Annotated in this window: 28 protein-coding genes and 1 tRNA gene; 15 read left to right on the top strand and 14 right to left on the bottom strand. The window is 66.7% G+C overall.

What is annotated here, in order from left to right; translation table 11 throughout:
* Positions 1 to 2: 2 nt before the first annotated feature.
* Genes MTBUT4_RS07150 through MTBUT4_RS07125 form a run of 6 tightly spaced genes read left to right on the top strand, consistent with a single transcriptional unit; the run spans position 3 to position 6,594 of the window.
* Complete coding sequence (locus MTBUT4_RS07150; RefSeq protein ID WP_173978982.1) at positions 3 to 2,138, top strand: hypothetical protein; 2,136 nt, start codon at positions 3 to 5, stop codon at positions 2,136 to 2,138.
* 5 nt (positions 2,139 to 2,143) lie between these two features.
* Entirely contained in the window at positions 2,144 to 3,097 is a 954-nt protein-coding gene (locus MTBUT4_RS07145; protein ID WP_173978981.1) for a CpaF/VirB11 family protein, read from the top strand.
* Complete coding sequence (locus tag MTBUT4_RS07140; protein ID WP_173978980.1) at positions 3,094 to 4,911, top strand: type IV secretory system conjugative DNA transfer family protein; 1,818 nt, start codon at positions 3,094 to 3,096, stop codon at positions 4,909 to 4,911. Before MTBUT4_RS07145 ends, MTBUT4_RS07140 begins: the two co-directional genes overlap by 4 nt.
* A 16-nt stretch (positions 4,912 to 4,927) precedes the next feature.
* Positions 4,928 to 5,281, top strand: coding sequence for a single-stranded DNA-binding protein (locus tag MTBUT4_RS07135; RefSeq protein WP_173978979.1), 354 nt, complete (start codon positions 4,928 to 4,930; stop codon positions 5,279 to 5,281).
* A 15-nt stretch (positions 5,282 to 5,296) separates the two neighbouring features.
* Positions 5,297 to 5,473, top strand: coding sequence for a hypothetical protein (locus MTBUT4_RS07130; protein WP_173978978.1), 177 nt, complete (start codon positions 5,297 to 5,299; stop codon positions 5,471 to 5,473).
* The gene (locus MTBUT4_RS07125; protein WP_173978977.1) at positions 5,473 to 6,594 is read left to right on the top strand and encodes a zincin-like metallopeptidase domain-containing protein; all 1,122 of its coding nucleotides are present in this window, start codon (positions 5,473 to 5,475) and stop codon (positions 6,592 to 6,594) included. Before MTBUT4_RS07130 ends, MTBUT4_RS07125 begins: the two co-directional genes overlap by 1 nt.
* Here MTBUT4_RS07125 and MTBUT4_RS07120 read toward each other — a convergent pair.
* Positions 6,572 to 7,687 carry a class I SAM-dependent DNA methyltransferase gene (locus MTBUT4_RS07120; protein ID WP_217424125.1) on the bottom strand — a complete coding sequence of 372 codons (1,116 nt, stop codon included), beginning with the start codon at positions 7,685 to 7,687 and terminating at the stop codon, positions 6,572 to 6,574. The two genes, MTBUT4_RS07125 and MTBUT4_RS07120, sit on opposite strands and share 23 nt — an antisense overlap.
* A gap of 762 nt (positions 7,688 to 8,449) precedes the next feature.
* Here MTBUT4_RS07120 and MTBUT4_RS07115 point away from each other — a divergent pair.
* Entirely contained in the window at positions 8,450 to 10,048 is a 1,599-nt protein-coding gene (locus MTBUT4_RS07115) for a recombinase family protein (protein ID WP_173978976.1), read from the top strand.
* 70 nt (positions 10,049 to 10,118) lie between these two features.
* On the opposite strand, the gene MTBUT4_RS07110 is transcribed toward MTBUT4_RS07115, so the two are convergent.
* The 11 genes from MTBUT4_RS07110 to MTBUT4_RS07060 all read right to left on the bottom strand — a co-directional run bounded on the left by MTBUT4_RS07110 (position 10,119) and on the right by MTBUT4_RS07060 (position 16,852).
* Positions 10,119 to 10,385, bottom strand: a complete 267-nt coding sequence (locus MTBUT4_RS07110; RefSeq protein ID WP_173978975.1) for a hypothetical protein — start codon at positions 10,383 to 10,385, stop codon at positions 10,119 to 10,121.
* Positions 10,386 to 10,588: 203 nt separating this feature from the next.
* A complete protein-coding gene (locus tag MTBUT4_RS07105) occupies positions 10,589 to 11,185 on the bottom strand; it encodes an AAA family ATPase (RefSeq protein WP_217424124.1) in 597 nt (198 codons plus the stop codon).
* Positions 11,185 to 11,427 carry a hypothetical protein gene (locus MTBUT4_RS07100; protein ID WP_217424123.1) on the bottom strand — a complete coding sequence of 81 codons (243 nt, stop codon included), beginning with the start codon at positions 11,425 to 11,427 and terminating at the stop codon, positions 11,185 to 11,187. Before MTBUT4_RS07100 ends, MTBUT4_RS07105 begins: the two co-directional genes overlap by 1 nt.
* Positions 11,428 to 11,688: 261 nt before the next feature.
* Complete coding sequence (locus MTBUT4_RS07095) at positions 11,689 to 12,972, bottom strand: hypothetical protein (protein ID WP_173978974.1); 1,284 nt, start codon at positions 12,970 to 12,972, stop codon at positions 11,689 to 11,691.
* A gap of 172 nt (positions 12,973 to 13,144) precedes the next feature.
* Positions 13,145 to 13,342 carry a hypothetical protein gene (locus MTBUT4_RS07090; protein WP_173978973.1) on the bottom strand — a complete coding sequence of 66 codons (198 nt, stop codon included), beginning with the start codon at positions 13,340 to 13,342 and terminating at the stop codon, positions 13,145 to 13,147.
* Positions 13,343 to 13,344: 2 nt separating this feature from the next.
* The gene (locus MTBUT4_RS07085) at positions 13,345 to 13,575 is read right to left on the bottom strand and encodes a hypothetical protein (RefSeq protein WP_173978972.1); all 231 of its coding nucleotides are present in this window, start codon (positions 13,573 to 13,575) and stop codon (positions 13,345 to 13,347) included.
* Positions 13,576 to 13,578: 3 nt separating this feature from the next.
* Complete coding sequence (locus MTBUT4_RS07080; protein ID WP_173978971.1) at positions 13,579 to 13,938, bottom strand: hypothetical protein; 360 nt, start codon at positions 13,936 to 13,938, stop codon at positions 13,579 to 13,581.
* Positions 13,939 to 14,051: 113 nt separating this feature from the next.
* A complete protein-coding gene (locus MTBUT4_RS07075; RefSeq protein WP_173978970.1) occupies positions 14,052 to 14,648 on the bottom strand; it encodes a hypothetical protein in 597 nt (198 codons plus the stop codon).
* Positions 14,649 to 14,898: 250 nt separating this feature from the next.
* Positions 14,899 to 15,351, bottom strand: coding sequence for a thermonuclease family protein (locus MTBUT4_RS07070; protein ID WP_173978969.1), 453 nt, complete (start codon positions 15,349 to 15,351; stop codon positions 14,899 to 14,901).
* A complete protein-coding gene (locus tag MTBUT4_RS07065; RefSeq protein WP_173978968.1) occupies positions 15,348 to 16,445 on the bottom strand; it encodes a hypothetical protein in 1,098 nt (365 codons plus the stop codon). Before MTBUT4_RS07065 ends, MTBUT4_RS07070 begins: the two co-directional genes overlap by 4 nt.
* A 331-nt stretch (positions 16,446 to 16,776) precedes the next feature.
* A tRNA-Ala gene (locus tag MTBUT4_RS07060) sits at positions 16,777 to 16,852 on the bottom strand.
* Positions 16,853 to 16,998: 146 nt separating this feature from the next.
* On the opposite strand from MTBUT4_RS07060, the gene MTBUT4_RS07055 reads away from it, so the two are divergent.
* From MTBUT4_RS07055 to MTBUT4_RS07040, 4 genes are read left to right on the top strand one after another with little or no spacing between them, the layout of a single operon-like run.
* The gene (locus tag MTBUT4_RS07055; protein ID WP_173978967.1) at positions 16,999 to 17,304 is read left to right on the top strand and encodes a YggT family protein; all 306 of its coding nucleotides are present in this window, start codon (positions 16,999 to 17,001) and stop codon (positions 17,302 to 17,304) included.
* Positions 17,301 to 17,624, top strand: coding sequence for a DUF167 family protein (locus MTBUT4_RS07050; RefSeq protein ID WP_173978966.1), 324 nt, complete (start codon positions 17,301 to 17,303; stop codon positions 17,622 to 17,624). Before MTBUT4_RS07055 ends, MTBUT4_RS07050 begins: the two co-directional genes overlap by 4 nt.
* The gene (gene folD, locus MTBUT4_RS07045) at positions 17,621 to 18,523 is read left to right on the top strand and encodes a bifunctional methylenetetrahydrofolate dehydrogenase/methenyltetrahydrofolate cyclohydrolase FolD (protein WP_173978965.1); all 903 of its coding nucleotides are present in this window, start codon (positions 17,621 to 17,623) and stop codon (positions 18,521 to 18,523) included. The genes MTBUT4_RS07050 and folD overlap by 4 nt, the downstream gene beginning before the upstream one ends.
* A gap of 4 nt (positions 18,524 to 18,527) precedes the next feature.
* Complete coding sequence (locus MTBUT4_RS07040) at positions 18,528 to 19,175, top strand: NnrU family protein (RefSeq protein ID WP_254434774.1); 648 nt, start codon at positions 18,528 to 18,530, stop codon at positions 19,173 to 19,175.
* A 122-nt stretch (positions 19,176 to 19,297) separates the two neighbouring features.
* On the opposite strand, the gene MTBUT4_RS07035 is transcribed toward MTBUT4_RS07040, so the two are convergent.
* Both MTBUT4_RS07035 and mtnA read right to left on the bottom strand, forming a co-directional pair.
* Entirely contained in the window at positions 19,298 to 21,352 is a 2,055-nt protein-coding gene (locus MTBUT4_RS07035) for a bifunctional aldolase/short-chain dehydrogenase (RefSeq protein WP_173978964.1), read from the bottom strand.
* 7 nt (positions 21,353 to 21,359) lie between these two features.
* A complete protein-coding gene (gene mtnA, locus MTBUT4_RS07030; RefSeq protein WP_173978963.1) occupies positions 21,360 to 22,460 on the bottom strand; it encodes an S-methyl-5-thioribose-1-phosphate isomerase in 1,101 nt (366 codons plus the stop codon).
* A gap of 234 nt (positions 22,461 to 22,694) precedes the next feature.
* Between mtnA and MTBUT4_RS07025 the strand changes: the two genes are divergently transcribed.
* From MTBUT4_RS07025 to MTBUT4_RS07010, 4 genes are all read left to right on the top strand, one after another.
* Positions 22,695 to 22,883: a hypothetical protein gene (locus MTBUT4_RS07025; RefSeq protein WP_173978962.1), complete on the top strand. Its 189-nt coding sequence runs from the start codon at positions 22,695 to 22,697 to the stop codon at positions 22,881 to 22,883.
* A 135-nt stretch (positions 22,884 to 23,018) separates the two neighbouring features.
* Positions 23,019 to 25,049 (top strand): elongation factor G, encoded by a 2,031-nt coding sequence (locus MTBUT4_RS07020; protein ID WP_173978961.1) that lies wholly within the window; start codon positions 23,019 to 23,021, stop codon positions 25,047 to 25,049.
* 42 nt (positions 25,050 to 25,091) lie between these two features.
* Positions 25,092 to 25,706, top strand: a complete 615-nt coding sequence (locus MTBUT4_RS07015) for a TetR/AcrR family transcriptional regulator (protein ID WP_173978960.1) — start codon at positions 25,092 to 25,094, stop codon at positions 25,704 to 25,706.
* A gap of 20 nt (positions 25,707 to 25,726) precedes the next feature.
* On the top strand, positions 25,727 to 26,068 hold the full coding sequence (locus MTBUT4_RS07010) for a septum formation initiator family protein (protein WP_173978959.1): 342 nt from the start codon (positions 25,727 to 25,729) through the stop codon (positions 26,066 to 26,068).
* Positions 26,069 to 26,131 lie beyond the last annotated feature (63 nt).

The raw sequence follows: 26,131 nt of genomic DNA, 5'->3' as shown, positions 1-26,131 counted from the left end.
CCATGCGTATCGCCGTTGCGGCCCTCGCCGCCTTCCTCGCCTGGTCCGCGCCGGCCCTGGCGCAAACCGCCGCCCCCACGCCGGCCACGGCGGCAACCGCGACGGCGCCGGCGGCGCCGGTCGATACCATCGCCGTCCCGGTGTGGCCGGTGGCGGCGGTCACCTTGCCGGAGGCGCAGCCGATCCCGGCGTCGTTCGCGCTCGGGCGCATCGATGGCGTGGCGCCGGAGCTGCTGTCGGGGGTCACCGCCAAGGGCTACGCCCGCAAGGTGGCGGTGGACAATCAATCCATCGGCCAAGTGCTGGTGGTGTCGGTGGCCAAGGGCGACCGCGAGGAAACCATCTCCACCGAGGGAATGACGGCGCAGTTCGACGCCAAGGAGACCAGCCAGCTCTTCCCGGAAAAGACCATTGAGGTCCAGGGATCGAAGGCGGCCCTGGTGGCGGCGCTGCAGCGCCTGGCCACGCCGAAGACGGCGAAGGAGGAAAAGACGGTCGTCAAGGACGATACGTCGCAGAACCCCACCACCGGCGGCGGTTCCTCCAACGACCTGGCCTCGGGCTACAAGTCGCCGACGGTGGCCGCCACGCCACAGACCACCACCGACGAACCGACGGTAGACACGCGCACCACCACCGAGGGCTGCCCGGTGCGTATCGACGTGGCGCAGGGCCGCGCGTTCCGGCAGAGCAAGACGCAGACCTTCACCGACGGAGCCCTGTCGGCGGACGGGCAGTGCAGCGATTCCGAGGTCAGCTTCGCGCTGCAGAAGTCCTACCTGTCGTGCTCGGTCGATGTCGTCGATCTGGCGGGCCTGAAGGCGTGGCCGCAATACAGCCTCTATTACATCGACGATTCCGGGGAGAACCACCCGGTCGGCGAATGCACCCAAGACACCGAGACCGTCTACACCATCGCGGAAGACGAATCTCAGTGCGCCATGTTCCTGGATTTCTCCACCTCGCAGGCGGTGCCCCAGGCGGCCCTCGTCTACCTCAACCGCAACAACGCCCGAATCGAGGCGCGGGGCTGCGACACCTCCACCAAGTCGGCCGCCGTGGCCATGACGGAAAGCGCGGCCAACTGTTCCATGCGCCACGACTTCGCCGGTGCGATGAGCCACGAACTGAGCATGTGGACCTATGTGCGCGGCGGCGTGACCTACCAGGCGGCGCCCTGCGCCGATGACGGCCGGACCTTCCCGCACGAGACGGTCTATGCCGATGCCGGCGGCAACTACATCTGCACACCGATCACCAACCTGACGACGAAGACCGTCACGCTGCAATCGCGCAAGCGAATCACCGTGGATGGCGTCGCTCAGTACATCACCGAATGCACGCCCGACACTTCGTCGTCGGCCATCATGGCGACGACGGACGGCTGCATGGAACCGTCGCAATGGACCCACGACCTCGATGCCGGCGTGTCCTATGGGCAAGAGCGGTTCTATTACCTGAAGCCCAGTGGCGTGCGGGAATACGTCGCCGGATGCCAGACCTCGGCGGTGACCTATGCCCATGACGTGACGGTCACCGGCTATCAGCATCACGATGACCAGCTGTGGTCCTATCCGCTGTCCACGGTGACGATTTCGGTAAACGGCAGCACCTACACGGTGGCGTCATCGACAGTGGTGCCAGGGGCGCCGCAGGTGTCGTACCTGCCCAACGGGACAACGACACAGGCAACCGGTCAAAGCAGTTACGAGGGCTGCAATGCCTATCGCCTGACAGCCAATTATCAGCGTTGGGACCGTCCGGACGACACCGAATACCTGAAGAATGTCGGGGCCGGGTTGCCGATCGGCCCGACCAACGTCTGCACCGCATCAGGCGGAATGTCCGCCGCCGAATGGAACAAGGTCGCCGGCAGTGACGCCAGCTACCAGTGCGGGACGCATTATCAATACGAAACCTGGGCTGGTGAGGGGCAAGTGCTTGTCGGCACCTGGCCGATCTATTGCCAGTACGCCGATTACACCGCAACTCACGTCGTAATTCGCGAAGATGGCACGACCATCTCCAGCCTGAACTCGGTCAAGCGCGAACAGCCGTGCACCGAGTACGCCGGCTCCTGCACGCAGAACCCGACTGCGGGAGCTGTGGCGACCTGGCGGGCACAACTGGGCTGGTGATCGCCATGTCCTCGGCGATCTCCATCATCCTTCGGCCGCTGGCGGCGTATTACGACGACGCCACCACGGTCGAGATGCGGATGACCAGGCCGAAGCGGGTCATCGTCGATCGGCGCGGCGAAGGCAAGCGCATCGTCGAAGCGCCGGAGCTGACGCTGGCCCGCATCGAGGACATGTGCCGGTCGCTGGCCAACGTCACTGGCGTCCTGTTCGACCCCGACACGGCGCCGAAGCTCTCCTGCATCGTGCCGGAGGTGCGGCACCGCTTCGAATGCCTGGTGGGCTCCTCGGTGCAAACCGGGGTGTCCATGGCCATCCGCTGCAAGCACCCCTTCACCCCCACCTGGGACCAGGTGGGGGCCTCGGCGCCGGTGGTCTCCTATCTCCGCGCCGCCTTGATGGCGGAGCGCAACATGATCGTCTCCGGCGCCACCAACACCGGCAAGACGACGCTGCTCAACAAGCTGCTGGAATTCCTGCCGGCCGATCGCCGGGTGGTCGCCTGCGAGGATACGCCGGAACTGCACATTGATCGGTTCTGGGACGGCGTCGGCCTGCTGGCGGCCCGTGAGGCGTCCACCGCCTCGGGCATGATCGATTGGCGCCAGCTCTACGACCACCAAATGCGCGCCACCCCGGATCACGTCATCTTCGGCGAGATCAGCACGCAAAACGCCTTCGCCGCCTTGGGCGCCCTGAACTCGGGAATCACTGGGTTCATGTGCACGATCCACGCCGAAAGCCCCTACCAGGTTCTGCACCGCAAGTTCGATCAGAACATCGCCTGGTCGGGGCAGACCATGCCCCGGGTGCCAGAATTCCTCGCCGAGCTGGTGGACGTGATCGTCCAGATCAAGCGCACCACCGACGGCTACCGCCGCATCACCGACATCTACGAGCCGCGCGCCGATCGCTGGGTGATGCGCGACGGCGAGCTGCAGGAAAGGATCGCCGCATGATCGTCCTGGCCGTGCCCTTCGTCGTCGCTGGCGTCTTCGTGGCGCTGGGGTGGCTGTGGCAGGAAATGTGGGCATTCTACCCGCTGCAGGGTGAGTCCTGGGCCTGGGTGTGGCGATACCTGCAGGCCTATGGCCAGGTGCCCGGCTTCGTCCAGTGGGGCATCCTCGGCGCCGGCGCCGTCTCCATCGCCTTGATCCTGGCGCTGCAGGCGGTGGCCTCGCGGATCGGCGGCCACACCATGCACGGCGCCCGCGACGACACCACCCTGCACGGATCGGCCCGCTGGGCGCGCAAGGCCGATGTCCGCAGCGCCGGCCTCATGGGGCGGGTCGGAGTGGTGGTGGGCGGCTGGCCCACTTGGCGCGGTGCCCGCACCCTGCGCCATGACGGGCCGGAGCATGTGCTGACCTTCGCCCCGACACGGTCGGGCAAGGGCGTCGGCCTGGTGCTGCCGACGCTGCTGTCCTGGCCCACCTCGGTGCTGGTGCTGGATATCAAGGGCGAGAACTGGCGGCTGACCTCGGGCTGGCGGGCGTCGCTCGGTCAGCGCATCCTCAAGTTCGATCCCACGGCGGAAGAAGGATCGATCCGCTTCAACCCGCTGGCGGAGGTCCGCATCGGCACCGGCCATGAAGTCGCCGATGCCCAAAACATCGCCGCCATGATCATCGACCCGGACGGCAAGGGCCTGGCCGATTACTGGCAGAAATCCGGGTACGCCTGGCTGACCGCGGGCATCCTCTACACCCTCTACACCATCCGCCGTGACCAGAACCGGGCTGCCTCGCTGCCCGACGTGGATGCGGTGCTGACCGCCCCGGGCGAGGGGCTGGATGACCTGTTGGACAAGATGATCGCCTTCGCCGAAGGCACGCCGGCGGCCAACCACCTGGTCAACGCCGCCGCACAGGAAATGAAGGACCGGGCCGGGCCGGAACGGTCGGGCGTGCAGTCCTCGTCGAAGGTCGATCTGGCGCTCTACCGCGATCCCATCATCGCCAAGAACATCGCCACGTCGGATTTCCGCCTTGAGGATCTGATGACCGGCGATGAGCCGGCATCGCTGTACCTGATCGTGCCGCCGTCCGACATCGACCGCCTGCGCCCGCTGCTGCGGGTGATCCTCAACCTGTTCATGCGCCGGCTGATGCAGAACGTCGGAGCCGACGGCAAGGCGGCCTACCGCCACCGCCTGCTGCTGATGCTCGATGAGTTCACCTCGATCGGGAAGCTGGAAATCTTCGAGCGGGCGCTGGCCTTCATGGCCGGCTACGGCATCAAGGCGTTCCTGATCGTCCAGGACCTGGTTCAGCTGCAGGGCACCTACGGCCGCGAGAACTCGATCATCGGCAATTGCCATATCCGCGTCGCCTACGCCCCCAACGACGTGGCCACCGCGAAGACCCTGTCGGAGATGTGCGGCAAGACGACCATCGTCCAGGCCAAGCGCAGCCGCAATCGCAAGGCCATGCAGGTCTTCGGCGCCAGTGTCACCGACTCGGTGTCGGAGGTCGGCCGGCCGCTGCTGACGCCCGATGAATGCATGCGGCTGAAGGCGGCCAAGAAATCGGCCCGCGATCCGTCCCGCATCGTGCGAGCCGGCGACATGCTTGTGTTCGCCGCCGGCGCCCCGCCGATCCTCGGCCGCCAGCCACTCTACTTCTTCGACAAGACCCTGCTCGCCCGTTCCCGCCTCGCCCCGGTCGGCTGCGACCGCCCGGACGATGGCGCCGGGCTGCCCATGCCGGCGGCGGAGGCCGGCCCTTCACCCATCGCCGACCGGCTCCGTGCGTTCTCGCGGCCGGCGTTCTGACCATAGGGGAAATGTGATGTTCAACCTCAACACCGCGATGCTGGTGGGCCGCCTCGGTGCCGATGCCGAGATCAAGACCATGCCCGGGGACAAGGGCAAGGTGGCCTCGTTCAATCTCGCCGTCGATCGCTCCTACAAGGACCGTTCCGGCAAGTGGCATACCGAAACCGACTGGTTCCGGGTCGTCACCTTCGTCCCTTCGCTCATCGACAAGGTGCTGGCCAAGGAGGCGACCAAGGGCCGTCTGGTGTTCGTCCAGGGGGCACTTCGTGCCCGCGCCTGGGAACAGGAAGGCCAGAAGCGGACTTCGGTGGAGATCGAAGTCGATAACACCGGCGGCATCACGCCGATCGTCGAAGACAAGAACTGAAGGGGGGAAACGACCATGACGACGCTGGAACATACCCTGGCCCGGTGCATCGCCCTCACCGCCTCGGCTGGTGCCGTGGTGCCGGTCGATCCCGACGACGCGGAAACCATGGGGGCGTTCGTCGAAGACGCCTTGGCCCCCGATGACGCCCTGGAAAGCCGCTTCGACGACGTGGCGGAAGGGGGTGAGTGATGGCCGACGGCAAGATCAGCTATCGCGACGAGATCGCCGGCGAGATCATCGCCCGCATCGAGGCCGGCACCGCCCCTTGGCAGAAGCCCTGGCAGGCCGGAACGCTCGGCACCGGGCCGTTCAACCCGATATCCGGAAAGCCCTATCGCGGCATCAACGACCTGTGGCTGACGCTGCAGGGGCGCGGCGATCCGCGCTGGATGACCTATCGCCAAGCCCTCGAACAGGGGGCGCAAGTCCGCAAGGGCGAACGCTCGGCCACCATCGAATACTGGCAGTGGACCATGGATCGGCCGATGGTCGATGCCGCCGGCAATCCGGTGCTGGATTCCAGCGGCCGGCCGCGCCGCGAGTCCGTGCGCCTCGATCGGCCCCGGGTGTTCTACGCCAAGGTGTTCAACGCCGATCAAATCGACGGCCTGGCCGCCTATATGCCGCCGCCGGCGCCGGAGGCACCGGCCCGCATCGCCCGGGCGGAAGCCATCATCGCCGGCGCCGGCGTGCCGGTATTCCATGACCAGCGCAACCGGGCCTTCTACCGCCCCGCCACCGATCAGATCCATTTGCCGCCGATCGAATCGTTCAAGGGCACGGAAGCCTATTACGAGACCGCTTTGCACGAGCTGGGGCACGCCACCGGCCACCATTCCCGCCTTGCCCGCGACTTCGGGCCGTTCGGCTCCGAGGGCTACGCGCGGGAGGAACTGAGGGCGGAGATCGCCAGCTACATGCTGGCCCGCGACATGGGCATCTCGTTCGATCCCTCCAACCATGCGGCCTATGTGGAATCGTGGCTGCGGACCTTGCAGGAAGACAAGAACGAGATTTTCCGCGCCGCCCGCGACGCGGAAACCATCAAGACGTGGGTGATGGAACCCGAGCGTCGGCAAGAGCTGGAACAGACGGCCCGCCGCCAGCCCGCCGGCGCAGAAACCGCGATCACCGAGGACCGGGAGCCTGCGATGACCGAGGAACCGAAACGACGCACCTTCATCGCCGTGCCTTTCGCCGAAAAGGATGAAGCCAAAGCCGCCGGCGCCAAGTGGGATCGGCAGGCCAAGTCCTGGTACCTCCCGGAGGGCGTCGATCCCGCCGGCTTCACCCGGTGGGCGAACCGTTGAAGACGATGGCGATCTTGGAGCCAACCGCGTCCTCATCCCCCTTCTTGTAGGGGTGCATCTTGGAAATCATGTGCTGAAGGAACAGCAGCGAGCCGTCATTGATGGCGGGCAGACCGGCGCCGAAGCGCCCGGAGAAGCCCAATTCGCTGTGCTCCTTCTCGACGACGATCTTCTGATCCTTCCACTCCACGCCGAATGGTGGGTTGGCAAGCAGGTAATGGAAATTCTCGCCCTCGAACCCGTCACGGGTCTTGCCGTCACCGAGCGTGTCACCGAGAACGATGCTGCTGGTATCCTCGTCCTTGATCAGCATATCCGAGCAGCAGATAGCCCAGGACTCGTCGTTATACTCCTGCCCGAACAGGGCGAGGTTGGCACGGCTGTTCTGGTCCAGGATGAACTTCTCTGACTCTGACAGCATGCCGCCGGTGCCGCAGGTCGGATCGTAAATTTTTAGAAAGATGCTGGGACGATAGACATCCTGCTCTCCGGTGTAGACGAGGTTCGCCATCAGCCGGATGACCTCACGCGGGGTGAAGTGGTCGCCGGCCTCCTCGTTGGCCTGCTCGTTGAAGCGCATCACCAGATGCTCGAACAGGTAGCCCATCTGGAGGTTGTCGATGAAGTCGGGATGCAGGTCCACATCGGCCATCGCCTTGACGATAGTGAAAAGCCGGTTGCTGGCGTCCAACTTCTCGATCTGGTCGTTGAACTTGAAGCGCTCGAAGATGCTCCGCGCGGTCGCCGAGAAACCGTTGATGTAGGAGACGAGGTTGGGGGCGATGTTTTCGGCGTCGCCAAGCAGCTTCTGGAAGGTGAACGGGCTGGTGTTGTAGAGGGGGTGCTTGCGTTTGGGGTCCGCCGCCTTGCCGAGAAGACGATCCATCGCCGCTTCCGGCATGTTCTGAGCGGTGAGGCGCTCGTACTCCTTCAGAACCGCGTCTTTCGTCGGCTCAAGAACGCAGTCCAGCCGGCGCAGAACGATGATTGGCAACATGACCAAACGGTATTGGGGCGGGCGATAGGGGCCGCGAAGGCGGTTGGCAATTTCCCAGATGGTCGCCTTTAGCTGCTCATGCGCCTGGACGTTCATTTCAAAATCCCCTCGATCTCTCATAAGCCAAGTCGTTCGGCGGAACACGCCTCCAAGCCGAACTAGCCTCGATCAGCGACGGCTGTCCATGTCCGCGAGCGAGGGCGTGATGGTAGATGTCGCGCTCACTGTAATTCCCGCCGGCATCGCCCTCCCCCAGGCAAGTCGCAACCTGAACGCACTTTTGCGGATCGATGATGGCAGTGCAGCGGAGAGGCAGCAAGCACAAGTGTTGCGGGCCATGACAGCATTGGTCACGCACGAAGAGGCTGCCCCGGCAGCGCGCCTGCGGACGCAGCATAAATACCTCCACAAGCATGGAGGTGAACGATGATCCGCTGCCGACCAACAACCTGCTCCCGCAGATTCACGACGATTACGGTCAGTGTCGAGGCGCTCGACACGATGATCCGTAACGACGGCTTATGGTCTGATCAACGGTCAACGCCTATGTCGACCAATTGGAGGGTGTCTATGCCGGTGAGCAGCACGACTATGAAATTAGGCTCCGCCGCCTTTGGCCTCCCGAAGATCGTTGAGCACCGCTGAGGTGCGAATAAGCCCTTGCGCCCTCCGGGGCGCCGCGCGGTGGGCCCACCGCGCCTATCCTGCCGTATCACGACAAGGGAAAGTCGGGGGAAAGTTCGACAAACATCGACAAAGATCGTGGCAGTTCGACAAACATCGACAAACACATGAAAAACCGCCGGCTGGTCCCGGCCCCATTGCATACGTGGAAATCCGGCGGCATAACCATGCCCCATGAGAAAGCACGGTCTGCCCCGCTGCATCGCCATCTACGCCCGCTACTCAAGCGACCTCCAGAACCCGTCATCGGTCGATGACCAGGTGGCGCTCTGCCGCTCGGTCATCACCCAGCATTTCGCCCCCACGGACCCGCGATCCGCGCTGGTGTTCTCGGACGCAGCGATCACCGGCTCCACGATGGAACGTCCCGGCCTGCTCCGCCTCATGCGGGCCGTCGAGGCGAAGCGGATTGACCTGGTGGTGGCGGAAGGCCTCGACCGGGTGTCACGGTCGCTGAAAGACATTGCCGGCCTGTATGAGAGGATGGCCTATCATGGTGTCGGCATGTGGACCGTCCATGAGGGACACATCACCGAGCTGCACATCGGCCTCAAAGGGACGATGAACCAACTGATGCTGCGGGACTTGAAGGCGAAGGTTCGGCGGGGACAATCGGCGCGGGTGGCCGCAGGCTACTCCGCCTCGTCCTGCCCCTATGGCTACCGGGTGGTGCGAGGGGTCGTGGATGGGAAGGGCCGCACGGTCAATGGCGTCCGGGCAATCAACGAGGCACAGGCAGAGGTCGTGCGCCGCGTGTTCGCGGATTTCGTGGGCGGCGCGAAAATCCCGCAAATCGTAGAGGCGCTGAACCGGGACGAGATACCTTCGCCATCGGGAGGACTGTGGAAGCGGAACGCCATCGCCGGCTCGCTGAAGCGGCAAGAAGGCATCCTCTGCAACGAGGTGTATATCGGGAACCTGATCTACAACCGGACTCGGATCGTCCGGGACCCGGTGAGCGGCAAGAAGCGCTACATCTGCAACCCCGAAGAGGAATGGACCCGCACCGCAGTGCCGGCGCTCCGCATCATCGCCGATGACCTGTGGCAGAAGGCGCAGCGGCGGCTTCGAGAGCGCAAACAGGCGGAGAAGCCGCGAAAGACACTGGGCACCATCCTGAACAGCCACAACCAGCACGCCCTCACGGGCTGGGTGAAATGTGGCGCCTGCGGAGGGCCGAAGTCGCTGGCTAATGCATCGCGATATCTGTGTTCGACCCACCGCTACGCCAAGAAATGCGCCAACGCGCGGGGCACGACGGAAGCTGTGCTGATGGCGGCGACCTTCCGGGCGATCCGGAAGCGGATTGAACAGGGAGGGTTTCGCGCCCCGTTTTCCAAGGCGTTCGCCAAGGACCTCGCGAAGCAAGAGGACCTGGCGCGGCGGGAAGCCGATACTGAGGCGGGTATCCGTCGGCTGCTGACAGCGGTCGAAAAGGGAGTCGATGTCGATCAGGCCACGGCAAGGATTTTGGAGCTGCAGGCGGACCTGGCCACCATCCGGCAGAAGGCGCTGTCCGTCCACCCGGTGGTAGTGCCCGAGGAAGCGGCAATTGCGGTCGGGCTGCTGCGGGCGGTGGCGAACGTGGATCTGAACGCGGATGTCGTCGAGACCCGGCAGATGTTCAAGGCGCTCCTAAAAGAGGTGGTGCTGACGCCCGTGCCTGGCCAGCGATCCGGCGAGACGATCGCTATAACCCTGCGCGAGGACGGCTGGCCGACGTTCTGGCGGGAATTCGCCAGCGGCCACCAGACGGCGCCGGCCGGGGGGTGAGCTTGCGATCCCCCCGGCCGGTGGCGTCACCCCTTCGGCCGACGCCCGGACTGGAGGTGTCCATGGCCGCCTAAGCGGCCATGGCGAAGGTGCGCTCGGCCGCCGCCGCGTCGTGGTGCATCTGGACGTTGACCGCCGCGATCTGCTCCAGGGCCACGGCCGCGACATCGAGGCGGATGCCGACGGACCAGGGCGCGGCGGCGAGGGCGGCGAAGTCGTCGTCGGCGACCCGGGCTTCAAGGGTGCCGAACTCGGTGCCCGGGGTCCAGCTGACCAGGTAGGGAACGTCGTCGTGCCAGTGCAGGTAGGTGTGGGTCTCGGTGGCGGTGCGGGTCATGGGAGCCTCCATCGGCGCGGTTTCGATGGCGCTCCGGCAACAGATTACCCGGGCCGGGGGCATAGCATTTTGGGGGGACCGCGCCCGCAGGGCGTGGGGGAGCCAAAATGCGTCATTGCCGCCGGCCCGGGCAATCTGTAGGAGCACGGCCACGAAACCGAGGCGATGGAGGCGGTGGCCCGGGTGGTCCGACCCGTGGCCCGCTACGGGGTCAGGCCGGCTCCCTGCTCCAGGATCGGCAATCGGGCTTGTCGGACCCAGCGGGGAAGGGCGTTGGACTGGCTCTTGACCTGGCCGGCCTCGATCGAAGCAACCAGGCGCATGCGGGATCGGGTGTTGTCCAGCAACCAGGTGCGATCCGCCAGCGCCATGCCGGCGGGAAGGTTGGCCAGGCTGCGCTGGTAGCGGCGCCGCACATCGGCCGCCGGAACATGATGGCCGCCATCGGCGACCCGGACCATGATCCGGCCGATGGACAGCTCCGGCGTGTCGGTGCAGACGAAGACCAGGTTGACCTTGTAGCCGGCCGCCTTGGCGTCGCGCATGAGCGCCAGTTCACGGTTGCCGGAAAAGGTGGTCTCCAGGGCGAAGCTCTGGCGCGCAGCGATCAACTGGCGTTGCCGGGTGAGGGCCTGGCGCCCGGCCCGGATTGCGGTGTCGGCCGCCACCGTCGCCACGCCCGCCAGCTCGCGGGCGTTGTCGTCGGGATTCACGACGGGAAGGCGGCTTGCCAGATGCTTGCGGGTCAGGGTGGTCTTGCCGGACCCATTGGGGCCGGCGACGATCCAGAGCTGATGCATCAGAGGTCGCGCAAGACCACTTCGGTCTCGTCCCGGAAGGTGACGAGCTGGCGCCGCCCGTCCGGGTACTCTTTCACAACGGCGTCGCGGAAGCGGTCGTCGCCGTAATAGATCGGCCGGCCAGCGGCGAGGTGGCGCTTCGCCTCCTCGCCGGAATCGTTGGCAACGTCACGGGTGAACGCGGCGGCGAAGCGGCGTTCCTCGGCGTCGGACATGTCGGGTGAAGGCTGTGGCTGCGCCATCGCTGCGGCTCCCTATGTCGGGAAATGGTACCGGATAGGCAGCCAATTGGCAAAGTACACTGGGAGGCGTTCCGATTGGTCATCTGGCACTCACCGACGCGAACCTGGCTTTATGAAGTTCCGCCCATGGCGGTCGATCCGAGTGTCAGTGCAGGCCTACAAAAACGGGTATCGTACGCACTTGCCACACTGGCTGCTGATGCTAACAGAAAAAACACTGGTGAGAATGTGGAACTAGGGGGGTCATCAAGAATGACCCGGTCAACCTTCATACACACTCTCGTCATTACCGCATTCTGTTATCAAATCCTCCCAAGGCCACTTGATGGTCGCAAACCGGCGATATAGAAGCAGTTGCTTATCGACGACATTGACCTTTTCGTCTTGCGGGTCGTAGGCCAGTACCAAGCCGCGACCGTCCGAGTCCACTTGCAGTTCTGGGAAGCGTGCAAGGATGGTCTTAAGGTTGCCGAGCTGGACGCGGGGTTGGCGTGCATTTGCCACGCCGTGGATAACCTTTGCAGAAAGCCCCTCTGACAATTGCTGATCAGTCGCAGACATGACTGCGGCCATCGCATGAGCATAAATGCCTGTCGAGTTTTTTCGCGTTCTGATTCCGTCGGAAACCCGCCTCGCAAAAGCCTGATACAGCTGATTCAGTTGTTCGGCAACATGCATTGCCGCAGAATGCACTGCTCCAATGTCATTGATCTGGATCGCGGTGCCAGTAGGTGCGGACTCGGAGATACCCAGTTCGTCATCAATCATTCTAAGCGCCAATTTTTGCAGGAGCCCGGCGCTTTCATAGGCGATTTCCGTCAGCTCATCAGCAACTTGGCTGCTTGGCTGAAGACCCAGAGCGCCACATCCCTTTAGCAGAACTTCCTTGAGCTCTGCTCTTTGCCAGGTCACGGGTATCTCTTCAATCCGATCCGCAAGGTCAGGGTTCAGGGTGATCAACATGTTTTCGCTGATCCAGACCCCAATGACCACGACGAAAGTATGGTAATCCCAAAGCGTTTTTAGATCGAACGCGAAGCGCCGCTGCTCCTCGGTCGATAGATAGTGGAAGTCTTCAATCACGAGCGTGCGTTTTGACGCGCGAATTAGAGAGGCAATGAATTCCAGATCGCCAAGGTCCTTACCGACGGCATGTTCCTTAACCCCCGCCTGGTATTCGCCGGCGACTTCGACGCTCCCCGTCGCCTTGGCGATGAGTTTGAAACCCGCTTCTCCAACTGCCGCAATTTTACCTTTCAGCGCTGAGGTCTCGGTTTTCTCGATTTCGAGGCAAATATCGAGCCGGGCCAGGGCATCGCGATATATGTCCAGGGTCGTGTAGGAAAGGCGGCACTGCACGACGATGGGGTCGTTCAACACGCGCTGCCGGAGCCAGGACTTGCCGACCTTTGACGCTCCCCTGATAGCAATGTGAGTTTGCTGGCGATCGATGAGCTTCTGGAACTCGCGATCCAACGAACCACGATCGATGTAGGAATGCTCGCTAACGTGCGGTGTGATACCGAAAACTTGGTGCGTTTTCATGCCCAGCCCCAAAGGTATTTCGGCCTAATCCTACTCTACCCGTGCGAGCTAATCTAGTCGCTCCGTGCTTCTGTGCGAGTTTCGGCGCCACTGCACTTAACCCTAGGGTCAGCCATTCCTCCCAAACCCACCGTTCCCCCTTTCTGCCCAGTTTGGAGCTCGATATGCTCGGCTACGGAGCCTCCCGCCAGCTTTCAACGGTATAGGCGGCCCACACCTCTGCCCCCCGCCGCAACGTTGTCGCGACGTATGCAGGCCGCCCCGACTTGGCATGGATCTCCTCCGCCAGCGTTTCGGTCTTGGCCTCGATCTCGCGCGGGTCGTTGGGATCAGCGACGGGGAGCCGTCGCCAGCATGTGGTGGCGCGCATCGTCAACCCTCCGTCTCATCGACCTGGTCGGCCAGGCGGAAGTGGTGCACCTGGTCGCGCAGGCCCTGCCACGCCGCATCCAGGTTGGCCGGATCACCGGCCTGCATGATGGCCTCTGCCAAGTGGGTGAGGCGGTCTTGGATCGGGGCGGGCATGGCCCGGAACGCCCGCAGGTGGGCGAGGGCGCGGCGGGCGTCGGCGTTGTCGTTGGCCGGGGGAACGTACTTCACCATGGTTCAGCCTCCCTTCTTCGCTTTGGCGGCTGCGGCGCGCTTGTCCTTCAGCTCGTCACGGGCAGCGGCAAACTCACGGCACACCTCGGTCAAGCCACCCGGCGCCTTGCCGACGCGCCAGGCGTGCAGGGCCTTGGCCAGCGCCGGCCCCTTGCCCTTCCAGAAATTGTTGAACGCCTGCTGGTGGTCCGGGCAGCAGAAGTCCTGAGCCTTCCGCATCTTGTCGAAGGGGCCGTCGCACCACAGGCAGGTTCCCTTCGGCTTCTCCGCTGCGGCCTGCTTGCGCCGGTCACGCTTGGAGCGTTCCCAGGCCTCACGGCACTCGGCGCTGCAGCACGCCTGGTTGCGCCGTGGGCTGTTCATGACCGTCCCGCACCACCGGCACTGCCGGGGGGCGCTTTCGCCGCCCGGGGACGCTGATTTGGGTTCCGTGTACATGGATCGCGAAACAAGGGTCATGGCACGTCCCTCCCCTGTCAGACCTGGTAGCCGTGGCTGGCGAACACTCTGGCCATGTTGGCGCCCTCCCAGGACCCGGGACGCGACACCACCATCGCCAGGTCCTGGATCACCATCTGCAGCATGCTCTCGACGGTCAGCGGCCCATGGCTGGTGAAACTCCCGCTCTCCTGGTCGGCCTCGGTGCACAGCGCCGCCAGCTCGTCGAGCAGCTGGGCGGTGGTGCCGTCGAGCTGCAGGGTGATGGTCCGGCGACCGGTCGGAAGCTCGGTGGCGGGGCGGTCGCTTTCCCGCGTCCGCCATTCCCAGGCATAGCCGAGACGCAGGGCGCCGGCCGGCCGGTAGTCGATGTCGATGTAGTAGAGGGGATTGCGGTTCATCGCCTGGAAGAACCGGCGCCGGCGCGCCTCCGCGATCGCCGGCCGGTAGGTGTTGCGCCTCACCGATCCCAGGTGCGGCCACTTCTTCCAGGCCCCGGGCATCCAGCCCATGGGCAGCTTGTAGGCGTCCGACTTCCGGCAACCAGAATGCAGGCGCTGGCCAACGCCGCGCCGCGAGGGATAGCTGTAATAGCCGCAGTCTTCATTCCATCCATTTCCAAGCGTGTAGCTCATGACTGTTCTCCATCGGGGTTGGCGGGCACCACCTGGTCGTGGGCGGCGCACCTTTCCCTCGTCGTGGAATCGGGGGTAGCAAGGTCATGGGGCACGGGGTGGCGGGGGTACCGCCCGAAACCCGGAGGGCGCGCCAGCGATCCGCGAAGCGGATTTTCGGGGGAGGGCCGCCCCGTGCCGACGGGCGCCAGCCCGGCGCTTGCCCATTGACCGCGCGAGGGGCGGACAGCCCCTGAGTTTTCGGTCGTCATCATGGCCGGCACCAATCGGACTTCCTGCCGCCCTCATAGGGGCGGGCCAGGCCGGAGGCGATCATCACCCGGGCGAGATCACGCCCGTCCGCCAAGGTGATCGCAGCCAACAAGCGGCCGTAGCGGTCGCGGCCGGCGGGCTGCAGCCGGACGCGGCTTCCCGGCGGCAACAAGCGGCGGGCCAGGTCGGAGGCTCGCCGGGCCAGCGTCCGTTCGGCCTGGCAGCGGGCACGGTCCCCCTTTTCAGGGGTGTCCATGTGCATTGCGCGCATCGGCTCTCCGTTCGGCGCGCCGGCATGGCGGACGACGAAGGTGTCGCCATCGATAATTCGCGCGATTTCACCGACCTCACCGTTAGGCGATGCCATTGAAACGACGGAGAAAATGGGGCTGAGGGCGACGATCGCGGCGTGGAAATATATGATCCACGTCATGGTGGCGGGGCGTCTCATGGCCGGCCTCCATCGGGGCCGGGTGCCCAGCGCCGGCCGATGGCCAGGCCGGGCGCGCATCGCGCCGCCCGCATCGCCTGCAGCGTCGCCTCCGGCGCCGGCGCCTGGCGCCGGTTGCGGCCAAGCAACCCCGACAGGTATTGGCCACCGCTCTCCCGTATCTTGCCGCCCCGGCGCATCAGGCCGGTTTCCACGATGGCCAGCGCGGCCGTCAGGCCCCAGCGCGCTCGCCAGCTCCGCCAGACCTGCGGCCACAGGGTGGGCGCATAGGTCCGCTGCAGCCGGTCGGCGATGGCCAGCAGCTCGGCCGCCGATTCGGGTGGCGCCTCGTCCGGGGCGAGGTCGGGCAGGAAGGTGCGGGCCAGGTCGAGGGCAAGGCGTTCGTCCACCCGATCCGGCGCCGCCTCGGCCGCCGGCGGCTCCGCTCCCTCGCCCCTGCCGAGCGGCATACGTACCTCCCCTGATCGGGGGGAGGTCGGCGCCCCCTGGGCGACGGGAGGGCGCCGTCCAGGCGTCCGCTTTACCGTGGTGGGGGCGGTCAATGTAGGAGATGTATGGTGTTGTTGATTCTCAACACCACCGGAGGGTTCGCTAAGTTTTGTACCCTCCCCCCTCCGCACCCACAACATGCGCGCCGCCTCGCGCAACACCCCCATCAGGCGGTAGGAGTTGGCCTCGTTGCGGGAGTAGCCCAGGCGGTTTTCCGTCACCTCCAGAAGTCCGAGTGAGCGCAGCTTGGCCTCGGCCGCGCGCTGCGCCGACGGGCTGATGCCGGCACGGTTCCCCAACTCGGCGCGGTAGGCTTCGAACTCGCCGGTGGCGCCCCCCAGATAGAGCAAGGCGTCGATCAGGCAGGCCTCGGCGTCGGTCCAGCCATCCGCCAGGGTTTGCAGCTTCCATGGCCAGCGCGCCCGGGCATGGGCGGCGCGGCGGCGCTGGATCATGCGCCGCGACGGCCCGCGCCGCCGCGTCGGAGCGGCGATCTCGGCCGGCGCCGGCGGTGGCGCCACGAAGGGCCGAAGATCTGTCCCGATCAGCGCCGGAGCCGCCTTGGCCCGGCTTTCCATCACCGCCGCCGCCAGGGCGGCCTCCATCCGCTGCTTACCGGTGGGCCTCCCCACCGCAAACATTGGGTCGCACGTCATCGCTCCTCCTCGCGGAGGGCGCGGCTTTCACGACGAGAAAAAGGACGAGCCAGCCCGTGCGGAAAACACAGGGTTTTCCGTTGACACCTGACCTGACGCACGCTAAGAAAGTCGTTGCCACACGAATTATTCTTAGCCGTGCATCAGGCCGCTAATCCTTGGGATTGGCGGCCTTTTTGCTATGTCATTGGATGTGCCACGCCTCTCTTTACGCAAGCGAAACCTTGCGCTCCACCGCTGATCGTGGTAACACGATCAGCGGATTCGGCGGGCAGAAAATTGGTGGAGCTGAGGGGAATCGAACCCCTGACCTCCGCAGTGCGATTGCGGCGCTCTCCCATCTGAGCTACAGCCCCGTTCAAGGGCGCCGAAAATATGGGATGGGCCGGGGGCTGTCAAGCGCTGCCTGGACCAAAGCCGACCCTTGGGTCCCCTTGCGCGCGGGCGCCTCTGCCGGTAGGGTTGGGCCGCGCGCCCAACCGAAGACCCGAGGCCCATCGCGATGGACATCATCCTCGTCCCCTTGCTCACCGTCGTGGACATCGCCCTGGCCATCTACTGGTACATCGTCCTGGCGACGGTGATCTTCAGCTGGCTGCTGGCCTTCGGCGTGGTCAACACCTACAACCACGCCGTCCGCACCATCGGCGAGGTGCTGGCACGGCTGACCGAACCGGCGCTGCGCCCGATCCGCCGCTGGATGCCCGATATCGGCCCGGTCGACCTGTCCCCCATCGCGTTGTGGCTGATCCTGATCTTCCTGCGCATGGTGGTGGGCGAGCTGCTGGTGGTGGTACGCCAGGTTTGACCGCGTCGCCGGTCGCCGCCGCCGCCGGCGGGGTGCGGGTGCGGGTGCGCCTGACGCCCAAGGCGGCGCGGGACCGCATCGACGGCCTCGCCGCCGATGCCGACGGTGCGGTGGCGCTCAAGGTCTCGGTCACCGCCGTGCCCGAGGACGGCAAGGCCAATGCCGCGCTGATCAAGCTGCTGGCGAAGGAATGGAAGGTGGCGAAATCGGCGCTGACGCTGGTCCAGGGGGCCACCGACCGGCGCAAGGTGATACACGTGGCCGGCGACCCCGACGAGCTGGGGGGGCGCCTCGCAACCTGGATGGAGAGGCTGACATGACGAGTGCCAAGCTTATCGACGGCAACGCCTTTTCCGCCGGGCTGCGCGACGAGATCGCCGCCCGCGTGCGCGAGATCCGCGACGAGCATCACGTCACCCCCGGCCTGGCGGTGGTGCTGGTGGGCGAGGACCCGGCCAGCCAGGTCTATGTCCGCAACAAGAACAAGCGGGCGATGGAATGCGGCATGGACTCGTTCGAGCACATCCTGCCCGCCGACACCCCCGAGCACCATGTGCTGAACCTGATCGAGGGGCTCAACGACGATCCCGCCGTGCACGGCATCCTGGTGCAGCTGCCGCTGCCCCGCCACATCGATTCCCAGAAGGTCATCGAAGCCATCCGTCCCGACAAGGACGTCGATGGCTTCCACCCCTGGAACGTGGGCAAGCTGGCCTCGGGCGGCATCGGCCTGATTCCGTGCACGCCGCTGGGCTCGCTGATGATGCTGCGCGACCATCTGGGGCCGCTGGCGGGGATGAAGGCCATCGTCGTCGGGCGCTCCAACATCGTCGGCAAGCCCATGGCCCATCTGCTGATCCGCGAAAGCTGCACCGTCACCGTCGCCCATTCCCAGACCCGCGACCTGCCGGCCGAGGTGCGCGCCGCCGACATCGTGGTCGCCGCCGTGGGCCGGCCCGAGATGATCCGGGGCGACTGGATCAAGCCCGGGGCAACGGTGATCGACGTCGGCATCAACCGGGTGGTCGACCACCAGACCGGCAAGAACAAGCTGGTGGGCGACGTCGCCTTCGCCGAGGCGGTCCAGGTGGCCGGTGCCATCACCCCGGTGCCCGGCGGCGTCGGGCCGATGACCATCGCCTGCCTGCTCAGGAACACCCTGACCGCGGCGGCCCGCCTGCACCGGCTCGACATTCCCGAAGCCCATCCCTGGGCCTGACCCGGTGCTGGAGCTGGCGCTGGCGGTGGCGGTGTTCCTGGCCAGCCACCGCCTGACCAACCGGCCCGCCTTCCGCGCCGGCGCCGAACGCGCCCTGGGCGGCCGCACCGGGTTCATCGCCGCCTATTCGCTGCTGTCGCTGGCGCTGCTGGCCTGGATCATCGTCGCCTACCAGCGCGCCCCCACGATCGTGCTGTGGCATCAGCAGCCGTGGATGCGCTGGGTGCCGGTGCTGGCCATGGCGCCGGCCTGCCTGCTGCTGGGGGCGGGGATGGCCACGCCCAACCCGTTCTCCATCGGCCCCGGGGGCAAGGGCTTCGATCCCGCCCGGCCGGGCCTGCTGCGCCTGACCCGCCATCCGGTGCTGTGGGGCCTGGCGATCTGGGCCGGCGCCCACCTGGTGCCCAACGGCGATGCCGCCGCGGCTCTGGTGTTCGTGCCGCTGCTGACCCTTGCTCTGGCCGGTCCCCGCCTGCTCGACGCGGCGCGGCGGCGCGCCCTGGCCGACTGGGACGGCCTTGCCGCCCTGACCGGCCGCCCGGCCTGGGTGATGGTGCCCGAGACCGGCTGGCGCTGGCTGATCGGCATCGCCCTTTATGCCGCCCTGATCCACCTGCACCTGCCGGTGATCGGGGCGAGCCCGTGGCCGTGACCTCCGAATTGCCATAACGTCGTCATGGCCGGGCTTGACCCGGCCATCCACGCTTCACGGTCACGGCGGCCACCGTGGACCCCCGGGTCAAGCCCGGGGGTGACGAAGATAAACGGCAGGACCTACCTCAAACTCGCCTCGATATTGCCGCCATCGACGGTCAGCGTGCAGGCGGTGGTCTTGGACGCCCGGGCGAGGTAGACGAAGGCGTCGGCGACGTCCTCGGCGGTGACCTCGCGGCCCAGCAGGTTGCCGGCCATGTAGTTGGTTTCCGACACCCCGCGGGCCTTCGACCGGCTGGCGATCATCTCGTCGGTCAGCAGGCCCGAGCGGATGCGGTCGGCGTTGACGGCGTTGGAGCGAATGCCGTCGGCGCCGTGGTCCAGGGCGTATTGCTTCATCAGGAACAGGGTGGCGGCCTTGGGCAGGCCGTAGGGGCCGAAGTTCTTGCCCGGGTTCAGCGCCTGCTTCGAGGTGTTGAACAGCAGGCAGCCCCCCGTCCCTTGCGCCTTCATCACCTGCACGGCGTTGCTGGCCACCGATTGGTGGCCGAAGAAGTTGAGCTCGAAGCTGGTGCGCAGCACCGCGTCATCGACCGTGCCCACCGTGCCCTGCCAGGCGGCGCCGGCATTGGAGACCACCACATCGACGCCGCCGAAATGGGCGCACACCGCCGCGAACGCCGCCGCCACCGACTTGGGATCGGTGACGTCGCAGGCCAGGCCCAGGGCCTTGCCGCCGATGGATCTGGCGACGGATTGCGCCGCGCCCTCGTTGAGGTCGAGCACCGCCACCTCGGCGCCCTCCTTCGCAAACGCCTTCGCGGTGGCGGCGCCGATGCCCGAGCCGCCGCCGGTGACCACCACCACCTGGCGGGCCAGCGCCTTCTCGGCGCCCTTGCCCAGCTTGGCCTGCTCCAGCCCCCAGTATTCGCAGTCGAACATGTCGGCTTCCGAGACCGGCTGGTAGGTGCCGACCGCCTCGGCGTCGGTGACGCTTTCCACCGTGTTGACCGCGATGTCGGCGGCGATGGCGGCGTCCTTCTTCGAGGCCCCCACGCCGAACAGCCCGAGGCCGGGCACCAGCAGCACCCGCGGCATGGGATCGAGTTCGGTCTTCTTCGGCTCGGCGCGGACGTTGTTGCGCTCGAAATAGGAATGGTAGCGGGCGACGTAGGTGTCGATGGCGGCCTTCGCCGAGGCCGCCCAGGCCTCCATGGCGTCGCCATCGGGCGCCGGCAGCACCGCCGGCCAGTTCTTGGTGCGGATGGTGTGGTCGGGGGTGACCACGCCGACCTGGGAATAGCGCGACACCTCCTCGCCATCGACGTAGTTGCGGATGGCGTCGGAGGTGCGGAAGTCCAGCACCCAGCGCTTGAACGCGCCGTCCTTGCCCTCGATGGCGAGCAGGCCGCGCAGCACCGGCGTGACGGCCGACACCGGCGCCACCCTGGCCGGCAGGGCGGCGGCCTTGAACACCGGCTTGCGCTTCTGCTGCAGCCGCTTTTCGGCCATGTCCACGTAGTGGATCATGCGCTCATAGGCTTCCTTGGCGGTGGCGCCGAAGGTGAAGATGCCGTGCTTCAGCAGGATCAGCCCCTCCACCGAGGAATCCTGCTCGTAGATTTCGGCCGCCTTCTTGGCCAGGGCGAAGCCGGGCATGATGTAGGGGACGTAGCCCATCTTCGGGCCGTAGAGATCGCGGCAGAGGGCCTCGCCGTCGGGCTGGTCGGTCAGCGACAGCACCGCGGTGGAATGGGTGTGGTCGATGAACTTGTGCGGCAGGAAGGCGTGCAGCAGCGTCTCCACCGAGGGATTCGGGCTGGACGAATCCATCAGGTTGCCGCGCTGGAAATTGACCATGTCCTCGTCCGACAGCACCGGCAGGCGGCGCAGCTTGAACAGCGGCGCCATGCGCACGGCCGGCAGGCCGGCCGGCTCGATGTTGCCCATGTCCCAGCCCGAGCCCTTGACGCACAGCACCTCGACCTCGTCGCCGACCAGATCCTTCACGACGGTCTTGACCGAGGTGTTGCCGCCGCCGTGCAGCACCAGCCTGGGATCGCCGCCCAGCAGCCGGGTGGTGTAGACGCGCAGCGCCAGATCCTGGTTATGGCCCTGGGCCGCATACTTGGCGATGGCGGCTTGGGCGTCGGTATCGGACCACAGGGATTTCATGGGGACCTCAGGCTTTTTCGGGGAACAACGCCCGCAGCCCCTCGGCCGAGGCGGCACAGACACCGCGTTCGGTGATCAGGCCGGTGACCAGGCGGGCGGGGGTGACGTCGAAGGCGTAATTGGCGGCGGCGCTGCCGTCGGGGACCAGCTGGACCTCGACCACCCGCCCGGCTTCGTCCTTGCCGGCGATGTGGCTCTGCTCGCGCGGGTCGCGCTGCTCGATGGGGATCTCCTTGACCCCGTCGGCGACGGTCCAGTCGATGGTCGGGCTGGGCAGGGCGACGTGGAACGGCACGCCGTTGTCCTTGGCCGCCAGCGCCTTCAGATAGGTGCCGATCTTGTTGCAGACGTCGCCGCCCCGGGTGGTGCGGTCGGTGCCGACGATGACGATGTCGACCTCGCCGTGCTGCATCAGGTGACCGCCGGTATTGTCGGCGATCACCGTGTGCGGCACGCCGTGCCAGTTCAGCTCGCGCGCGGTCAGCGCCGCGCCCTGGTTGCGGGGGCGCGTCTCATCGACCCAGACATGGACCGGCAGGCCGGCATCGAAGGCCTTGTAGACCGGGGCCAGCGCGGTGCCCCAATCGACGGTGGCGAGCCAGCCGGCATTGCAATGGGTCAGCACGTTGACGCGCGAGGCGCCCTTGGCCTTGGCCTTCTCCCACGCTTCGGCGATCAGCCGGGCGCCGTGGTCGCCGATGGCCGAGCAGATGGCCACGTCCTCGTCGGCGATGGCGGCGGCGCGGGCGAAGGCGGCGGCGGCGCGCTCAGGCTCGGGCACCGGGCCCAGCGCCTTGATCATCTCGTCCAGCGCCCATTTCAGGTTGATGGCGGTCGGGCGGGTGGCGTGCAGCACATTGTAGGCCACCGTCAGCGCCAGGTCCGACGGGTTGGCCCGGGCGGCCAGCGCCATGCCGTAGGCGGCGGTGGCGCCGATCAGCGGCGCCCCGCGCACCAGCATGGCCTTGATGGCATGGGCGGCGTCGGCCAGGGTGTCCAGGCGCACCGTGACGAATTCGTGCGGCAGCCGGGTCTGGTCGATGATCTCCACCGCCGCCCCGTCGGCGGCCGGCCAGATGGTGCGATAGGGAACACCGTCGATCTTCATTGCGGGGCGTCCTTTTTTCGGTCTGGGGCTGCCTTCGGGCGCGAACCTTACGAAATGGCGGCGGCCGGCGCAACCGGCGAGGCTGCGACGCTCATGCGAAAGGCGGAGGGCTGCGCACAAGGATAGTATGCGTTAGTTCCCATGACCTTGCTTGTCGTGTGGGTATAGGGTGAAGATGCATTGGCGCCCCCATTTCGGGAGGCGCCAATATTTTTGGAAAGGGGGGAGACGGCGATGAAAGAATCCGTCACGACCCGATGCGGCTGGACCGAGGGCAAGGGCAAGCCCGACGACCTCGACGGCCTGCGCGAGATTCTGCTGTGCGCCAGCCGGCGCGGCTGCCAGTCCTGCGTCGAATGCAGCGAGCGGGCGCTGGAGATGGTGCTCAGTTCCGCCCGCCGGCGCGAGGTTCCCTTGCCCTGATCGCGGGGCGTTGCCGCCTCACCTCGGCGCGTGTCAAGCCCGCCCTGGGGATGCCTCCTTCCTCACCATTCCCCCTTGCCAGTCGCGGCGCCACCTGAAAGCATGGCGTCAGCTTTCAGTACGGGAGGGAATTCAATGACCGGCAAGACTCCTTCGCTTCCGCGCGCCGCCGCCCTGGTCGGGCCGTTCGCCAGCGGCAAGACCACCCTGCTGGAAGCCCTGCTGTTCCGCGCCGGCGCCATTCCCCGCCAGGGCCGCATCAAGGACGGCAACACCGTCGGCGATGCCAGCGCCGAGGCCCGCGCCCGGCTGATGAGCGTCGAGCCGACCATCGCCGGCACCGAATATCTGGGCGAGCGCTGGACCTTCATCGACTGCCCGGGCTCGGTGGAGTTCCAGCAGGACGCCTACAACACGCTGATGGCGGTGGACGCCGCCATCGTGGTGTGCGAGCCCGATCCCGCCCGCGCGGTGATGGTGGCGCCGCTGCTCAAGTTCCTCGACGAGCACCGGGTGCCCCACATGCTGTTCGTCAACAAGGTCGATACCGCCGGCGTGCGCCTGCGGGAAACGCTGGAGGCGCTGCAGGCGGTGTCGGAACGGCCGCTGGTGCTGCGCGAGGTGCCCATCCGCGAGAACGACCAGGTGGTCGGCTTCGTCGATCTGGTGAGCGAGCGGGCCTACCGCTACCATCCCGGCCAGACCTCGGACCTGATCAAGATCCCCGATGCCATGCAGGACGAGGAGCGCCAGGCCCGCCAGGAGATGCTGGAGCACCTGGCCGATTTCGACGACCACCTGCTCGAAGAACTGCTCGAGGACGTCGCCCCGCCGGCCCAGGAGGTCTATGACGACCTGGCCAAGGACCTGGCCGACGACCTCATCGTGCCGGTGTTCTTCGGCACCGCCGAGAACGACGGCGGCATCACCCGGCTGTGGAAGGCGCTGCGCCACGACGTGCCCGCCCCCACCGCCACCGCCGCCCGGCTGGGCTTCGCCAATGGCGGCGCCGCGGTGGCCCGGGTGTTCAAGACCGTGCACGCCGCCCATACCGGCAAGCTCAGCTATGCCCGCATCCTCCGCGGCGAGTTTGCCGACAGCCAGACGGTGGGCGGGACGCGGCCCTCGGGCCTGTACCTCGCCAATGGCGGCAGCCTGACCAAGGCGGCCAAGGCCGGGGTGGGCGACGTCGCCGCCTTCGGCCGCCTCGACAGCGTCGCCACCGGCGACCTGCTGGGCGGCGAGGGCGAGACCGGCGCCCCCTGGCCGGCGCCGCTGGAGCCGCTGTTCGGCCTGTCCCTGCAGGCCGAGAAGAAGGGCGACGACGTCAAGCTGTCGGGCACCCTGACCAAGCTGGTGGAGGAGGACCCCTCGTACCGCCTGGAGCAGAACGCCGAATTCTCGGAACTGGTGCTGTGGGGCCAGGGCGAGATCCACCTGCTGGTGGCGCTGGAACGGCTGAAGAGCCGCTTCAACATGGGCGTGGTCACCGCCAAGCCCACCGTCCCCTACAAGGAGACCGTCAGGAAGCCGACCGCGGTGCATGGCCGCCACAAGAAGCAGTCGGGCGGCCACGGCCAGTTCGGCGACGTCCACATGGAGATCCGGCCGCAGCCGCGCGGCGCCGGCTTCGCCTTCGAGGACAAGATCGTCGGCGGCGCCATCCCGCGCAACTACATCCCGGCGGTCGAGGACGGCGTCACCGAGTTCCTGAAATGCGGCCCGCTGGGCTTCCCGGTGGTGGACGTGGCGGTGACCCTGACCGACGGCAGCTACCACTCGGTGGACAGCTCGGACATGGCGTTCAAGACCGCCGCCCGCATCGCCATGACCGAGGGCCTGCCCAAGTGCGAGCCGGTGCTGCTGGAGCCCATCCTGCAGGTCGAGGTGTCGGTTCCGTCCGACTTCACCTCGAAGGCGCAGCGCATCATCTCGGGCCGTCGCGGCCAGATCCTGGGCTACGACGCCAAGGAAGGCTGGACCGGCTGGGACCAGGTCTCGGCCTACCTGCCGCAGGCCGAAATGGGCGACCTGATCGTCGAGCTGCGCTCGCTGACCATGGGCGTCGGCACCTTCTCGTGGCGCTTCGACCATCTGCAGGACCTTTCGGGGCGTGCCGCCGACAAGGTGGTGGAGGACCGCAAGGCGGCGCTGGGACAGGGATAAAGGCCTTTGACGAAACTGAACCGGCCGGTTTAGTTTAGCGTCATGGCCAGGTCCGATACCCCCCGAACCGCGGCAAAGCGCGCCGCCATCCTGGATGCCGCCCAGGCCTGCTTCCTGGAAAGCGGCTATGCCGGCACCAGCATGGACCAGATGGCGGCCCGCGCCGGCGTGTCGAAGGCCACCATCTATGCCCATTTCCAGGGCAAGGACGAGCTGTTCGGCGCCATCATCTGCCGCCGCTGCGACGACGAGGCCGATGGCCTGGGCGCCGTCGCCGCGACGCCGGGCCAGGACGCCCGTGCGGCGCTGACCGCCGCCGGGCGCCAGCTGCTCGACATGTTCCTGTCGCCCGAGGTGTTGCGCATCTACCGGGTGGTGGTGGCGGAATCGGCCCGCCATCCCGACCTTGCCGACGCCTTCTACCGGGCCGGGCCGGTGCGCGGCCGCCAGCGCGTCGCCGACTTGCTGGCCGGGCTGGCGGCGCGGGGCGAACTGCGCCTGGACGATCCCTGGCAGGCCACCGACGCCTTCATCGGCATGCTGCGCAGCGAATGCTTCCAGCGCGCCCTGTTCGGCCTGCCGCCCAACCCCGCCGCCACCCCTGACTCGACCGTCGCGGCGGCCGTCGACATCATGCTGCGCGCCTTCGGCCGCTGATTTTTTCGCGAGGCTGTCCCATGTCCCAGACCGAATTCGAACTGGCCCGCCTGCAGGCGGAAATCGAGCAATTGCGCGAGGAGAACGAGGAGCTCAAGGCCGAGATCGACGAATTGCGGCGCGAGGCCGACCTGGATGCCTGCCACGCCGCCGGCCTGACCGCCCAGATCCGCGCCCTGATCGCCGAGGGCGATGCCTGCCCCAACACGGCCGCCCATCCGCTGCTGGTGCGCCGCGACTACGTCAATTCCATGACCGGCGAGACCATCCGCAAGACCGGCGCCTTCCCCATCTACCGCGAGGCCTTCGACGCCGAGGCGCGCGAGCTGGGCTTCATCGACGTGGACAGCCTGCGGGCATAGACGCTGACTTGAGCGGGAGCTTCGCCTCATTCGGGCCTCATCCTGAGGAGCCGCCGCAGGCGG

The organism is Magnetospirillum sp. UT-4 (assembly GCF_902729435.1).
GTDB lineage: Bacteria > Pseudomonadota > Alphaproteobacteria > Rhodospirillales > Magnetospirillaceae > Magnetospirillum.
Note: the sequence above shows the minus strand (reverse complement) of the source record. Positions and strands in the feature narration are given on the sequence as shown.